The 13,415-nt window shown below is 35.4% G+C and carries 17 protein-coding genes; 13 read left to right on the top strand and 4 right to left on the bottom strand.

All coding sequences use genetic code 11. From position 1 onward, the window contains the following. Positions 1-1,409 precede the first annotated feature (1,409 nt). The 11 genes from VSAL_RS18870 to VSAL_RS18920 all read left to right on the top strand — a co-directional run bounded on the left by VSAL_RS18870 (position 1,410) and on the right by VSAL_RS18920 (position 8,004). A complete protein-coding gene (locus VSAL_RS18870) occupies positions 1,410-2,120 on the top strand; it encodes a hypothetical protein (protein ID WP_231850977.1) in 711 nt (236 codons plus the stop codon). A 201-nt stretch (positions 2,121-2,321) separates the two neighbouring features. Then, positions 2,322-3,035 (top strand): RES family NAD+ phosphorylase, encoded by a 714-nt coding sequence (locus tag VSAL_RS18875; protein WP_012551860.1) that lies wholly within the window; start codon positions 2,322-2,324, stop codon positions 3,033-3,035. Positions 3,036-3,192: 157 nt separating this feature from the next. Beyond that, positions 3,193-3,627 (top strand): GNAT family N-acetyltransferase, encoded by a 435-nt coding sequence (locus VSAL_RS18880; protein ID WP_044583568.1) that lies wholly within the window; start codon positions 3,193-3,195, stop codon positions 3,625-3,627. Between the two features lie 230 nt (positions 3,628-3,857). Then, entirely contained in the window at positions 3,858-4,127 is a 270-nt protein-coding gene (locus VSAL_RS18885; protein ID WP_044583569.1) for a type II toxin-antitoxin system TacA family antitoxin, read from the top strand. Then, positions 4,124-4,654: a GNAT family N-acetyltransferase gene (locus tag VSAL_RS18890; protein WP_012551863.1), complete on the top strand. Its 531-nt coding sequence runs from the start codon at positions 4,124-4,126 to the stop codon at positions 4,652-4,654. The genes VSAL_RS18885 and VSAL_RS18890 overlap by 4 nt, the downstream gene beginning before the upstream one ends. An 8-nt stretch (positions 4,655-4,662) precedes the next feature. Next, entirely contained in the window at positions 4,663-5,358 is a 696-nt protein-coding gene (locus VSAL_RS18895) for a basic helix-loop-helix domain-containing protein (protein WP_012551864.1), read from the top strand. A gap of 187 nt (positions 5,359-5,545) precedes the next feature. Next, positions 5,546-5,800, top strand: a complete 255-nt coding sequence (locus tag VSAL_RS18900; RefSeq protein WP_012551865.1) for a type II toxin-antitoxin system Phd/YefM family antitoxin — start codon at positions 5,546-5,548, stop codon at positions 5,798-5,800. Then, positions 5,791-6,105 (top strand): type II toxin-antitoxin system RelE/ParE family toxin, encoded by a 315-nt coding sequence (locus VSAL_RS18905; protein WP_012551866.1) that lies wholly within the window; start codon positions 5,791-5,793, stop codon positions 6,103-6,105. Before VSAL_RS18900 ends, VSAL_RS18905 begins: the two co-directional genes overlap by 10 nt. Positions 6,106-6,348: 243 nt before the next feature. Beyond that, positions 6,349-6,699 (top strand): cupin domain-containing protein, encoded by a 351-nt coding sequence (locus VSAL_RS18910; RefSeq protein WP_012551867.1) that lies wholly within the window; start codon positions 6,349-6,351, stop codon positions 6,697-6,699. A 254-nt stretch (positions 6,700-6,953) separates the two neighbouring features. Continuing rightward, positions 6,954-7,409, top strand: a complete 456-nt coding sequence (locus VSAL_RS18915; RefSeq protein ID WP_231850924.1) for a YhfG family protein — start codon at positions 6,954-6,956, stop codon at positions 7,407-7,409. Then, positions 7,402-8,004, top strand: coding sequence for a putative adenosine monophosphate-protein transferase Fic (locus VSAL_RS18920; protein WP_012551869.1), 603 nt, complete (start codon positions 7,402-7,404; stop codon positions 8,002-8,004). Before VSAL_RS18915 ends, VSAL_RS18920 begins: the two co-directional genes overlap by 8 nt. A 691-nt stretch (positions 8,005-8,695) precedes the next feature. On the opposite strand, the gene VSAL_RS18925 is transcribed toward VSAL_RS18920, so the two are convergent. The 4 genes from VSAL_RS18925 to VSAL_RS23570 all read right to left on the bottom strand — a co-directional run bounded on the left by VSAL_RS18925 (position 8,696) and on the right by VSAL_RS23570 (position 11,818). Beyond that, positions 8,696-8,965, bottom strand: coding sequence for a type II toxin-antitoxin system YafQ family toxin (locus VSAL_RS18925; protein ID WP_012551870.1), 270 nt, complete (start codon positions 8,963-8,965; stop codon positions 8,696-8,698). Next, positions 8,958-9,236, bottom strand: coding sequence for a type II toxin-antitoxin system RelB/DinJ family antitoxin (locus VSAL_RS18930; RefSeq protein ID WP_012551871.1), 279 nt, complete (start codon positions 9,234-9,236; stop codon positions 8,958-8,960). Before VSAL_RS18930 ends, VSAL_RS18925 begins: the two co-directional genes overlap by 8 nt. A 226-nt stretch (positions 9,237-9,462) precedes the next feature. Further along, the gene (gene drt4 / locus VSAL_RS18935; RefSeq protein ID WP_012551872.1) at positions 9,463-11,055 is read right to left on the bottom strand and encodes an antiviral reverse transcriptase Drt4; all 1,593 of its coding nucleotides are present in this window, start codon (positions 11,053-11,055) and stop codon (positions 9,463-9,465) included. 568 nt (positions 11,056-11,623) lie between these two features. Continuing rightward, complete coding sequence (locus VSAL_RS23570) at positions 11,624-11,818, bottom strand: hypothetical protein (protein WP_012551874.1); 195 nt, start codon at positions 11,816-11,818, stop codon at positions 11,624-11,626. 165 nt (positions 11,819-11,983) lie between these two features. Here VSAL_RS23570 and VSAL_RS23575 point away from each other — a divergent pair, with 165 nt between their 5' ends. Together VSAL_RS23575 and VSAL_RS18945 are read left to right on the top strand one after the other, a co-directional pair. Further along, positions 11,984-12,157, top strand: coding sequence for a hypothetical protein (locus tag VSAL_RS23575; RefSeq protein ID WP_012551875.1), 174 nt, complete (start codon positions 11,984-11,986; stop codon positions 12,155-12,157). Positions 12,158-12,311: 154 nt separating this feature from the next. Then, entirely contained in the window at positions 12,312-13,196 is an 885-nt protein-coding gene (locus tag VSAL_RS18945; protein ID WP_012551876.1) for a GIY-YIG nuclease family protein, read from the top strand. Positions 13,197-13,415 lie beyond the last annotated feature (219 nt).

A 13,415-nucleotide genomic window follows, 5' to 3' on the forward strand; every position in this document is an offset into this window, starting at 1 on the left:
GCCAGTCTAATTAAACTCAGTTTACAGTAAATCTTGGTAAATCAATTCTTTACCAAGTTAATGGAAGCGTTGACAAAGATCGTGTAACAAAGCCATCAACACGATGCTTATAACATTCGGCGTTTTTGGTTTAAAGTATAATTGGTTTGGAAAGTTGGTCGTCAGCACGTGTTATGGCGGCGTTGTGCGTACTGAGTCCGAAATTTTTTGCACGGTTCGTCAATAGGATCGAGGCTTTTGTAGTTTCGGTTTAGTAAGCGTTCCTTTCTTCTTTATTGCCTTTTGGTTTCCGTATTATCAGGTTCGGCAAATTAGTCCTTATTTTCCTAAGTTCAGGCGTTTCAGCGGCTAATTTACGCTTCAATTGTTCTTTGGTTATGCCTCATTTTAGCCTGTATCAGTGTTTTCCTTTTGGCATTTTCAATCCCAGTTGTGGCAAGGGTATTTGGTTTATCAGTTCCAAACTAGCTGAAACCAAGCCGTTCAAATGGTGTAAAAAATGTATCTGTTTTCCATTTACTTCATCTCGCAATTTAAGAACATTTTGTTCGCTTAATTGCTATCGGTAAATTAGAATCAAGGCTTAGAAAATCTTGGCAGGGCAGTTCTTTACCAAGTTAGCCAAGTCGAAAGTAAGCACGCACAACAATCGCATCAACACGATTTATTACATTCGGCGTTCTGGGTTTGTCTTAGGTTTCGTGATTAAGGCGGTTAATTCAGGTTGGTTTGCATAGTAATAAACGTGTTATGCCAGCGTTATACGAACTCTGAGAATGCAGTTTTTTGGTTCAGTTCAGCGATTGAGCCATTAGTTTTTTAGGCGTGAAAGTAGGGTGGTTTTCCTTTTTCTTTATTCCCTTTTGATATTCGTTTCATCAGGTTCGGCATTGAACTATTATTGCCCCAAATTCAGGCGTTTCAGCGACTAATTTACGCTTCAATTATTCTTTGTTTATGCCTCATTTTAGCCTGTGTCAGTGTTTTGCTCGCAACATTTTCAATCCCAATTGTGGCAATGATATTTGGTTTATCAGCTCAAAACTTGCTGAAACCAAATCGTACAAATGGTGTAAGAAAAAGGGATTGTTTCGTTTCACAGTTATTGCCGTTGAAATGATATTTTGCTCGCTTAATTGAGCCAGTCTAATTAAACTCAGTTAACAGCAAATCTTGGTAAATCAGTTCTTTACCAAGTTAATTGGAGCGAAAGCAAGGCTCGTATAACAAAGCAATCAACACGATGCTATTACATTCGGCATTCTCGGTTTAGAGTATAATTGGTTTGGGAAGTCGGTCTTTCGCACGTGTTATTGCGGCGTTATATTTTTAATCTAGCTTTTGGCTAAAAATGAGGTAAATAGGTGAGAAGGACAATTCTCCGAGCATTCTTTGATTCAAGTAGAGCGATGCAAAATGTATATATTGGTTTAATTTTACTCTTTTTGAGTTTACTACGGATAACCCTTGAGATTTACCCTACGACTGAACAAAATGAAAATGGTATAACTTACCCATTGTGGGACTATTTTTCAGGTAATTTGTTACCGGAAATATCGGGAATGGTTATTGAGGTCTTACTATTTCTATTTGTTATTGATGTTATACGGGAATTTGAACGCGTCAAATTAGAGAAGAAAGCAGAATTAGAACTAAAGCGGTTAGAAGAAAATCAAAAACTGTCTGAGTTACGTAGAAAAATAGAAATTGAACGGCGATTGAGGCATCAATTGAGAGTTTTAATCAGAAGGATATTTGAAGATGTTGAAATCATACATGAAGAAACCTGTGCTGATTTTAAATTCCACGCAAATAAATACCTAGAAAATCAGACTCTTTTTGTCGAGCTTATGTCTAAAGTTTCTGAAGAAACTGTTGATAGTGCTTTTTATGAAGAAGCTGCAAATCTAGCTAAATTCGAGCTTGAATTGCTAATGTCAATAACACAATCATGCACTGAATTGAGTAGTCAGCATATGAAATCATGGATGAACATTTTGTTTTTTCTTAAACAGTTATCAATTGGAAAGGAAGTTAATGAGAGTGCAATAAAATTAATTTCAAATATAGCAAATTTTGAAAAATGTAGTCGAGCATCAGGCTATGACGCTCAAATATAACAAATGCATCAACACGATTTACTACACTCGGCAATCTCAGTTTGCCGAGTGTTTCTCGTTTTAAGGCGTCAATATTAAGTATAATTGCATAGTAGTAAACGTGTTATGCAGGCGTTATGTGTAATTTTATAGAAGGAGTTAGTCTCGAGTTTTAAATCTTGGAATAGTTATTGGGAATTTAGCCATTCTGTTCATACGAAATTGCGTTATATCTTAGATGATGAATCTAAAGATTTTTTGAATTCAATAATAGATACTTGCGAAGAACGAACGCAAATCTTGAAAAAAGGTTCATCTGTAGTGAGAGCGCAAAATGGATATGATTTACAACCGTATTACCAAAAGGACCCAGAAACTGGAGAGGACATTCATGTTGATGATATTGAGCGTCCTTATCAATATAAAAGAATGAAACCATTAGAAAATAGTGCTTCGGAAGGTAGAGCTAACCCAAAGGGTATTCCATGCTTATATGTCGCAACGGATAAAGAAACAGCAATGTCAGAGGTAAGGCCGTGGCTTGGCTCTGTAATGTCGGTAGGGCTATTTAAAATAACTAGAGATTTACGAATTATAGTTTTTGCTACAGATAAAGAAGAAAGTATTCATAATCATTCATTTTACTTTTCTGAACCATCAGATGAAGAAATTATTAAATCTGTTTGGTTTCATATTGATAACGCGTTTTCTAAACCAACTAAAACTTCTGATTTGAAATCAGATTATGCTCCTACGCAGATAATATCAGAGTTTATAAAATCAAAAGGGTATGATGGAATAGCTTACAGAAGTTCTTTAGGTGGAGGGCATAATATTGCTTTGTTTGATCTTGAATCTGCTGATATTGTTTCATGCACTCTCTTCCATGCTTCTAAGATCAATTTTGAGTTTGAAAGATCTCGAGATCCTTACTAAATAACATAATTACACATAACAAATGCATCAACACGATTTGCTACATTCGGCGTTGTCAGTTTGCCTTTAGTTTCAGTGATTAAGGCGTTAAAATTCAGCTAAGTCTGTATCGTAGCAAACGTGTTATGCAGGCGTTATGTGTTCCCAAGGGGTAAGTATGGATATCCAGTTTAAAAGAGCTTCTGAGCTAAAATATGCTGAGTCACTAACTCAATCCAATATGGCTAGTTATTATTTAACTCGGAATATCGTTTGGGACAGCAATCTGTTTATCAACAATTGGACTATCTTGGATAACTTTGAAATATTCGCGGATAATCATCGAGTTGGTATTGTTCGTTTTAGCTATAATGAATCGACCACTTTTCTGCGAGATTTACAGTTAAGCCCAGAATTTCACGGGAAGGGTATTGGTGCGAAAAGTCTCGATATGATTATAAACCACGCTAGACAGCATCAATCAAAAAAGTTACTTCTTCGTGTGTTCAGCGAAAATCCAGCAATCAAGTTATATAAAGAAAAAGGGTTTACGCAAACCGTGGAAGTGAATGGGTTAATAGAAATGGAATTTACTTTAAGTTCAAACACATAACAAATGCATCAACACGATTTACTACATTCGGCATTCTAGGTTTCTTTGGTTTTACCGTATTAAGTGGTAAATTTGAGCTTAATCTGCATAGTAGCAAACGTGTTATGCAGGCGTTATATTCACAAAGCTTAAAAATTAAATCCGTATTAGTTCCGTACAAGTTGCGCTTTGGTTGTTTAAATCTTATACTCAGGTTAATTACGGAATTACTCCGTACGATTGGAGGTTTTATGGCTACTGCAAGACTTGATATCCGTTTGGATGAAGAAATCAAAGCTAAGGCTGAGAAAGCTTCAGCTTTACTTGGTTTAAAAAGCTTAACTGAATACGTTGTTCGTTTAATGGACGAAGATTCAACTCAGGTGATTTCTGAATATGAAAGCATCACTGTTGAAGCAAATGTATTTGACCAATTCATGATTGCTTGTGACGAGGCTAAAGCTCCGAATAAAGCATTACTTGGAGCTGCTGCATTTACTAAAAGTGGTGAGTTTAAGTGAGTTATTCCAAGACTTTTAAAGAATTGGATAAATCACAACACGATAGAGCATCATTTGACTGCGGTGAAAAAGAGTTAAATGATTTTATCCAAACTCAAGCCGCTAAACATATGCAAGCAGGTATCAGCCGCACTATGGTTTTGCCTGCTTCTGTGCCTCTACCAAATCAAAAATATCCAATTTGTTCATTTTATAGTATTGCGCCAAGTTCAATTAGCCGTGATACGTTGCCACAAGCCATGGCTAAAAAATTACCACGCTATCCAATTCCTGTTTTTCTTTTAGCTCAATTGGCAGTTCATAAAGAATTTCATGGAAGTGGGTTAGGTAAAGTTAGCTTAATCAAAGCTCTAGAATATCTTTGGGAAATTAACTCTCACATGAGAGCATATGCCATTGTTGTTGATTGTTTAACTGAACAAGCTGAGTCATTCTACGCAAAATATGGTTTCGAGGTTCTTTGTGAAATCAATGGTCGTGTAAGAATGTTCATTCCGATGAAAACAGTCGGTCAGTTATTCACTTAGACGTAAGAGTGAATATAACAAATGCATCAACACGATTTGCTACATTCGGCATTCTAGGTTTCTTTGAGTTTACTGTGTTAAGTGGTAAATTTGAGCTTAATCTGCATGGTAGCAAACGTGTTATGCAGGCGTTATATGGTTTTGAGGTAAATATGCAAGTCGACAAGTTAATAAATACGGTTATTGATGATTTAAAAAAAGTTTCAGAATCTGAACCGAATGAACGCCTTCCAAAAGAAGAACAAATACGATCTTGTATATTCTTCGCTTTAAAGAATAAATTTGATTATGTTTGCTGTGAAAGAAATTATCAATCTGTTGATAATGGTAAAAATATAGAATGTGATATTTGGGCCGCCAATTCCGGAGAACAGCCAGTTTGGATGGAAATTAAACGGTGTTGGCATTTATCATCTTGGGTTAATAAACCTGGTGAACAATTAAAGACTTGGGAAGCGGATTTAAACAAATTATCTACTGTTGATATTAATTCCAAACGCTACTTTTTTCTTGTCGGAGTATTTGATTCTGAGCCAAATAGAGACGATTCTAAAAAGAATAAAGTTATTTTAAACATTCAAAACACTCAACCTCAAAATTTGTGCTTTGAGCGTTATTCATCTTATTTTTGGAGAGAATCATCTATCTCTAATATTGCAGTTTGGGTATGGTGTTGGAACTCCGGTGAGGTCATAACCATATAACAAATGCATCAACACGATTTACTACATTCGGCATTCTAGGTTTCTTTTAGTTTACCGTATTAAGTGGTAAGTTTGGTTTAATCTGCATGGTAGCAAACGTGTTATGCAGGCGTTAAATGAACTGTCTCAATGGCTAATTAAGTGATACAATAGTGATACTTTGTTCTTTCGATAATGGAAACTGAATATGAAAGTTGAATTAGTCACTACATTGAAGCGTCAAGCTACTAAAATTCTTTCTGAGCTTCATGCCTCAAAAGAGCCGGTATTAATTACAGAGCATGGTCAACCATCTGCGTATTTGTTGGATGTCGATGATTATGAATTTATGCAAAAACGTATTGCCATTCTTGAAGGCATCGCCCGTGGTGAAAAAGCTATTTCAGATAATCGTGTCGTTTCTCATGAAGTAGCAAAAGAGAAGATGAATAAATGGCTGTAATTAATTGGACTGAATCAGCATTACTAGATTTAGACGAAATTGCGGAATACATAGCCATTAATAATATCTTAGCGGCTAAAGCGTTAGTTAAGTCAGTTTTTCATTGTGTTGAACGTTTGGAAGACTTTCCATTTTCAGGTCGTAATGTGCCGGAGCTTCCTCATTTAGATTATCGTGAAATAGTGTTACCGCCATGTCGTATCTTCTACAAAGTAACCAATGACGATGTTGTGTATATCCTTTACGTTATGAGAGAAGAGCGCGAGTTACGCCAATTTGTTCTTAATGACCGTGGTTTGCAGTAAGAGTTCGTTTAACAATCGCATCAACACGATTTACTACACTCGGCAATCTCAGTTTGCCGGGTGTTTCTCGGTTTAAGGCGTCAATTTTAAGTATAATTGCATAGTAGTAAACGTGTTATGCAGGCGTTATGGTAATTTTTGTGACATTTTCTATGTGGTTTTGGTAGAGCGTAAACTGTTTTTAATTTAACATCTTAGCGGTAAGAAATATTATTAATTGGACAAGAATAGAAAGGGATAGCAATGATTCGTAATTTCTACAATTGTGATAAAGAAGTTGATAACAATAGCCATGATGGTGTTGGCTCTATTGATATTTACCGTGCATTTAGACGTAAAGATTTTGATGGTGCTTGGGATTTTGCTATTCGTGTCATTATGCCGCCAGGTAGTTCAATGGGGGATCATTCTCACGAAAATGATGAAGAAATGTATATAATCCTCAAAGGTGAAGGCTCAATGATTATTGAGGGTGAAACTAAACGAGTTATTGCTGGCGACATGATTGTGAATAAACGTTTTGGTACTCATGGCTTATTAAATGATTCTACCGAAGACATTGAATTGCTAATCATCCAAGCAAGTTTAAAGTAACTGTTATATTGCTCATTTCAGTTAGGTGCAAGACAATCACCATAACAATCGCATCAACACGATTTGCTACATTCGGCATTCTAGGTTTCTTTGAGTTTACCGTGTTAAGTGGTAAATTTGGGCTTAATCTGCATGGTAGCAAACGTGTTATGCAGGCGTTAACTGCTTCTTTGTTAATTTAGCTTTCAAATATGGTAATCATTCTCTTTGAGTAGTAGACTAATACTATTTCCGCATAAATGTGCGAGGTAAGCATGAAGTACGAATTATTAGTTTTAGCTGCAATGACACGATTGGAATCTCCAAATACTCAAGCTATCGTGGCTGCAACTGGGATTTCTGAACGTAAAGTACAATCCGTAGTTAACTCATTAGTTGAAAATTTAGGCTTAAACATTCAAAGAGAGCGCCAGGGCCGAACCTTCCGTTTTTCTATTAATAGCTGGGGTGTTTTTGAATCAGGGAAAGCGATCCAATCTCAACTTAATGATATTGATTTAGTTATGCCAAGTAATTCAATGCTTTCTTCTTACGAAGAAAAGTATGCCTATTTCGAGCAAGTTAAAATGGATAACTTTAAAGAAAGTATGCGTTTAGAGGGGCATGATGTTGCTAGTAATTTCGATTTATCACTCGACAGAGAGCAACAACGTCAAATTTTGTTAAACAAATACTCAAACGTAAATTCGTTAGAGGCGCTCAATGGCTGATAAATATGGCACAACACAAGATCCTTACACTTACGAAAATAGTACGGTTCTTGTTAATAAGCTCAATATCAACAATGAAGCGGTATTAGAGGCTGCAGAACGTGATTTAACAACGTTAGCTGCAATGTATGTAGAGTTTCAATTGCCTCCTTACGATTTCAGCTATCTGCGTTCAATTCATCATATGTTATTCTCCGATCTATTTGAATGGGCTGGCGAGTTAAGAACGATTGATATTTCAAAGGGAAATACACGTTTCTGTAATGTGGCTAGGATTGAAAAAGAAGCAAATAATCTATTTTCAATGTTAGAAAAAGATAAGTATTTAGTAGATTTACCATACGATGAATTTCTTACTAAGTTAGCTGAGTATTATTGCGATATTAATGTTCTACATCCATTCCGTGAAGGTAATGGTCGTGCCCAACGTTTATTGTTTGAACATATTGCAATCAACTGTGGTTACAATATTAATTTTACTGGGATTACTTCTGAGCAGTGGGTAGCCGCAAATATCCATGGTTATCATTGTAACTATGTGCCAATGAAAGAGCTGTTTTCTGTTTGTGTAACTAAAGCTGAAAAGCGCAGTTAACAATTGCATCAACACGATTTGCTACATTCGGCATTCTAGGTTTCTTTGAGTTTACCGTATTAAGTGGTAAATTCAGCTTAGTTTGCATGGTAGCAAACGTGTTATGCAGGCGTTATACGAACTCTGAGAATGCAGTTTTTTGGTTCAGTTCAGCGATTGAATCATTAGTTTTTTAGGTGTGAAAGCAGGGTGATTCCTTTTTCTTTGTTGTCTTTTGGTGTTCGTTTCATCAGGTTCGGCATTGAACTATTATTACCCCAAATTCAGGCGTTTCAGCGGCTAATTTACGCTTCAATTGTTCTTTGGTTATGCCTCATTTTAGTCTGCATCAGTGTTTTTCTCTCAGCATTTTCAATCCCAATTGTGGTTAGGATATTTGGTTTATCAGCTCAAAACTTGCTGAAACCAAATCGTACAAATAGTGTAAGAAAAAGGGATTGTTTCGTTTCACAGTTATTGCTGTTGAAATGATATTTTGCTCGCTTAATTGAGCTAGTCTAATTAAACTCAGTTTACAGTAAATCTTGGTAAATCAGTTCTTTACCAATTTAAGCGGAGCGAAAGCAAGGCTCGTATAACAAAGCAATCAACACGATGCTATTTACATTCGGCATTCGCGGTTTAGAGTATAATTGATTTGGTAATTAAGGCGTTCGCACGTGTTATTGCGGCGTTATATGCAGTGTCAGGTTCAAAATAGATCGCTATGTGACCCAATTCTTGCTAGTTGTAGTTGCCCATCAAATATACGGTAAATGAGAACTAAGTCTGGTTTTATATGACAGTCGCGAAAACCACTCCAATTTCCCGTTAAAGAATGATCTACATTTTTAGGGTCTAATGTTTCATTTCTTTGTAATTTTGAGATGATATTGCCAACTTCGATGATATTGGAGATTGGCATTTTAGTTATCTTCTTAAAATCCTTTTTAAATTGCGTGGAGTATTCTAGGTTATACATTTGTCACTTTGCCTTCAGTGAGCTCAGAAAACATCTCATCTATAGAGTTGGCTTTATGTCCTTTATTTTCAACAAGTTCTTTCATTGCAGCAGCAGAAACTTCATTTGGCTGCGGAACTCGTAGATCAAATGGAATACCACCATGGTTAATGACAGCTTTAGCAAATAGTTTAATTGCTTGTGATGTGCTTAGGCCAACTTCACCGCAGATGCTAGTGAAAGCAAGTTTGGTATCATGGTCTATGCGGGTGCTTAGCATTTCATTTCTCATAATTAAACCTTAATAAGTTATACTTTGTAATACATAGTTGTACAGAGTCTATATGCATATAACAAATGCGTCAACACGATTTCTTACATTCGGCGTTGTAGGTTTGTCTTTAGTTTTGGTGTTTAAGGCAGTAAAATTCAGCTTAGTCTGCATAGTAATAAACGTGTTACGCAGGCGTTATGTTTTTAAATCGACCTTCAAAGAAGTTTAAAGGTCGGTTTATTATTTAAAAAATCAGCTTTTCAATAGGGCCAAATATACCAACCAATTTTAATCGTTCACATTCCTTTTCTGCTTCTGAAATTTCATCCGTAGGAATAAAGTCAACTTGGTTTTTTTTCATTATTTCAAACACTTTTTTATCTTTATATGCATTTTTAATATCGCCATTAAAAAATAATTGATATAAAAGTAACCAATATCGGTCTTTTTCATATAAGTCATCAGTTTCTATTATTGATTTTGCAAACTCTTTAATTTTATTGTTATCTTTAATAAAGGAATTTAATATTGTAATTGCAACGCAGTCTTTACTTTCGAGGATTATATCTATAATTTCATCCGAAGGGACAACTTCGTATTTACGGAAAATATGCAATGGCCAGCACATGCCATCGGAGCGACTATGCTTAGCATTTTCAATAATTATTTGGTTTAAATTTTCGGTGTAAGAATCAGGTCTTAAATCAGATTTTTCAATTAAGGTATCTAAAAAAGGAATTAATATTGGGTAGTGCCATGCTAAATTTAATACACATGAATAAACCGATGGGGCTGTATTATCTTGTAAATAATTTAATATAATATGTATAGCATATTTTAAGACACTACCATCAGGTGTAGCTTTATTTAGTAAAACGGCCTTATTTAAAAAAGACAAGGCTTCTGATGGGCTTAATTTAGGAGCATCATTGTCATTTTGAAGTCTGCTTGGAAGGGCAGATTTGAGTTCAATTGTCCATTCATCCTCATGGGGATGAGGGAGTTCAATAATTTTGGTTTTATTTAAATGTAACGTGAGTTTGTATTTTGCTAATTCTTTACCAAGAATTAGAATGAACTTATCAGCGTCTTCTCTAGTAAGACAAAAGCATTCATAGTCATCTATGTGGCGCTGGAAATCGAATTTATTTTCGATTAATACACCATCAACTTTACCTAATATTACTTCTACAGCAACATTTGATGTTGTTGGTCCTATTGGTATACCTTGAGTTTCTCCCCTTTTTGTATTGCGTAAATGAAAATCATATTGATTAAACCATTCCGAGTTAAATTTGTTGCCTGATTTCTTTTTAGCTTCATCAATTCCGACCAATGCCCAAGACAAAGAATGGCTATAAATACTATTGAAACAATTTGATATATCGGTATGAACTCTAAATTTTTTTCCAAAACTCTTAGAGTGTATAGCGTCTATTTTATCTATAGCACACCCATATCCCATGATTACATATCGACCATCCTCATGGTATTCAGGTTTAATTTTGCTATTTTCGTTAGTTTCTATATGGTTAAGTTTATCCCAATTGTCATAGATATGCTTACATAGTAACGAATGAGCTTTAGGGTGAACTAAAGAAAGTACTCTTGGAACATTATTATATCTAGTAGCCTTATATTCAACTAAGTCATAACCCTTTCCACGGGGTTCGGGATTATCACCTTTAGGAATTGCTGCTATTTCTTCGACTATTTCGGGGGTAAATCTACGAGTACTTAAACAGGGTGGTAACTCACCAATTGTACTTTTTTGGTTTGGAAAGTAATTATATCGAGTTAAAGCTTCATAAAAAGATCTTTTCTGATTGTAGCGCATTTTGTAACCAACTGAAATTATTATAGTTTAATGAGTATATTGATAAGTATTTACTTTTATGTGATGTAAAGCATGTTTAGAAGAAATAGCTAATAAAAACATAACAAATGCATCAACACGATTTACTACATTCGGCATTATAGGTTTCTTTGAGTTTACCGTATTAAGTGGTAAATTTAGGCTTAATCTGCATGGTAGCAAACGTGTTATGCAGGCGTTGTGCGTACTGAGTCCGAAATTTTTTGCACGGTTCATCAATAGGATCGCGGCTTTCGTAGTTTTGGCTTCGTAAGCGTTCCTTTCTTCTTTGTTGCCTTTTGGTTTCCGTATTATTAAGTTCGGCAAATTAGCCCTTATTTCCCTAAGTTCCGGCGTTTCAGAGGCTAATTTACGCTTCAATTGTTCTTTGGTTATGCCTAATTTTGTTCTGCATCAGTGTTTTGCTCGTAGCATTTTCAATCCCAGTTGTGGTTAGGGTATTTGGTTTATCAGCCGAAAACTGGCTGAAACCAAGCCGTTCAAATGACGTAAAAAATGTATCTGTTTTCCATTCACTTTATCTCGCAATTTAAGAACATTTTGTTCGCTTAATTACTACCGGTAAATTAGAATCAGGGCATAGAAAATCTTGGCAGGGCAGTTCTTTACCAAGTAGGCCAAGCCGAAAGTAAGCACGCACAACAATCGCATCAACACGATGCTTATTACATTCGGCGTTTTTGGTTTGAAGTGTAATTGGTTTGGTAAAGTTGGTCGTCAGCACGTGTTATGCGATATTTCAGATGGAAATCACATTTGAAATCAAAAAGTTAGTTTGTTTAATGATTATTTTCGAGTAAAAATAATAGGATTATTTGAAATTAGCTACAATGTTAATTAGTTTTAAACGTTATATTTTATTAGTTATAATTATTAAAGGAAAAACAATATGATTGGCTGGAAAATTCTTTGCGCATTAGATGATAAAGAAGTTGTATGTGAGGTTGTGGGTCAGGTTACTGGGGATGGTGTAACATACGGTATTCCAGTTTACCATAATGGCTATATTAGAATGGTAAATTTTCGTTTTGACGCAGAGATTAAAGTTATAGAACGCAAGTAAACTATCGCATAACAAATGCATCAACACGATTTACTACACTCGGCATCTCAGGTTGTCGGGTGTTTCTCATTTTAAGGCGTCAATATTAAGTATAATTGCATAGTAGTAAACGTGTTATGCAGGCGTTATATTTTAATTTTAGTATTGAGGATTTATGTCTAAATTTGGTCGAAGTATAAGGATTTTCTTGGCAGACGGTACTCCTACAGGTTTACGACACGTTGAAATCGCAAATTGGTCAGGTCAAGCATTAGCTTGTCCAAGAAGTCGTTTCTCTGAGCTTAATCGCTGGGATGAATCTAAAAGACCAGGGGTTTATTTCCTCTTTGAAAAAACATCGAATGATGACAGTCATTCTGCTTATATTGGAGAATCAGAGGATGTTTTTAAGCGTTTAGTTAATCATGATCGTGAAAAAGACTTTTGGAATGAAGTTATTATTTTCACAAGCAAAGATGAGAATTTGACTAAAGCTCACGTGAAATACCTTGAAGCAAGATTGGTTGAATTAAGTAAATCTGCAGAACGTTATAAATTAGAAAACTCTAATAATCCAACAAAATCAAGCCTTCCTCGAGCTGATGCAGCGGCAATGGAAGAATTTATAGATAATATTAAATTAGTACTAGGTAGTTTAGGGCATAAAATATTAGAGTCAATATCTGCTCAAGTAGCTGCTCCTGAAGAGAAAATGGATACTTTAAGTAATCATTTACTCAAGTTTAATGTGAATAAAATCATAGCGACAGGTCGTGTCTCTGATGATGGTTTTTTATTACTAAAAGGTTCACAAATCTCACTTAATAATTCAACTAGCATGCCCGGGAAAAGTTTAAGTATTAAAGAACAAATGATTAATGAAGGTACTTTGACAGCATTCCCAACATATTATGAGCTAAATAAAGATAAGCTCCTTAGTTCATCATCTTATGCCGCTGCTCTTGTCGCTGGAAATAGTAGAAGTGGGCCTCAAAGTTGGAAAACTGAAAATGGTGAACTTTTGAAGAAACTGGAAGAACGTTTGGTTAATAAAATATAACAAATGCATCAACACGATTTGCTACACTCGGCGTTATAAGTTTGCCTTTAGTTTCAGTGATTAAGGCGGTAAAATTCAGGTAAGTCTGTATCGTAGCAAACGTGTTATGCAGGCGTTACACGAACTCAAAGATTGTAGTTTTTTGGTTCAGTTCAGCGATTGAGCCGTTAGTTTTTTAGGCGTGAAAGTAGGGTGGTTTTCCTTTTTCTTTGTTGCCTT

This window comes from Aliivibrio salmonicida LFI1238, assembly GCF_000196495.1.
Lineage (GTDB): Bacteria > Pseudomonadota > Gammaproteobacteria > Enterobacterales > Vibrionaceae > Aliivibrio > Aliivibrio salmonicida.

What these genes read in the sequence shown, in the direction of transcription:
- VSAL_RS18925 (WP_012551870.1), bottom strand. Translation starts at nt 8,965, where the DNA reads ATGTATAACCTAGAATACTCCACGCAATTTAAAAAGGATTTTAAGAAG.
- VSAL_RS23575 (WP_012551875.1), top strand. Translation starts at nt 11,984, where the DNA reads ATGATTGGCTGGAAAATTCTTTGCGCATTAGATGATAAAGAAGTTGTA.
- VSAL_RS18930 (WP_012551871.1), bottom strand. Translation starts at nt 9,236, where the DNA reads ATGAGAAATGAAATGCTAAGCACCCGCATAGACCATGATACCAAACTT.
- VSAL_RS18900 (WP_012551865.1), top strand. Translation starts at nt 5,546, where the DNA reads ATGAAAGTTGAATTAGTCACTACATTGAAGCGTCAAGCTACTAAAATT.
- VSAL_RS18905 (WP_012551866.1), top strand. Translation starts at nt 5,791, where the DNA reads ATGGCTGTAATTAATTGGACTGAATCAGCATTACTAGATTTAGACGAA.
- VSAL_RS18880 (WP_044583568.1), top strand. Translation starts at nt 3,193, where the DNA reads ATGGATATCCAGTTTAAAAGAGCTTCTGAGCTAAAATATGCTGAGTCA.
- drt4 (WP_012551872.1), bottom strand. Translation starts at nt 11,055, where the DNA reads ATGCGCTACAATCAGAAAAGATCTTTTTATGAAGCTTTAACTCGATAT.
- VSAL_RS18885 (WP_044583569.1), top strand. Translation starts at nt 3,858, where the DNA reads ATGGCTACTGCAAGACTTGATATCCGTTTGGATGAAGAAATCAAAGCT.
- VSAL_RS18910 (WP_012551867.1), top strand. Translation starts at nt 6,349, where the DNA reads ATGATTCGTAATTTCTACAATTGTGATAAAGAAGTTGATAACAATAGC.
- VSAL_RS18915 (WP_231850924.1), top strand. Translation starts at nt 6,954, where the DNA reads ATGAAGTACGAATTATTAGTTTTAGCTGCAATGACACGATTGGAATCT.
- VSAL_RS18945 (WP_012551876.1), top strand. Translation starts at nt 12,312, where the DNA reads ATGTCTAAATTTGGTCGAAGTATAAGGATTTTCTTGGCAGACGGTACT.
- VSAL_RS18870 (WP_231850977.1), top strand. Translation starts at nt 1,410, where the DNA reads ATGCAAAATGTATATATTGGTTTAATTTTACTCTTTTTGAGTTTACTA.
- VSAL_RS18920 (WP_012551869.1), top strand. Translation starts at nt 7,402, where the DNA reads ATGGCTGATAAATATGGCACAACACAAGATCCTTACACTTACGAAAAT.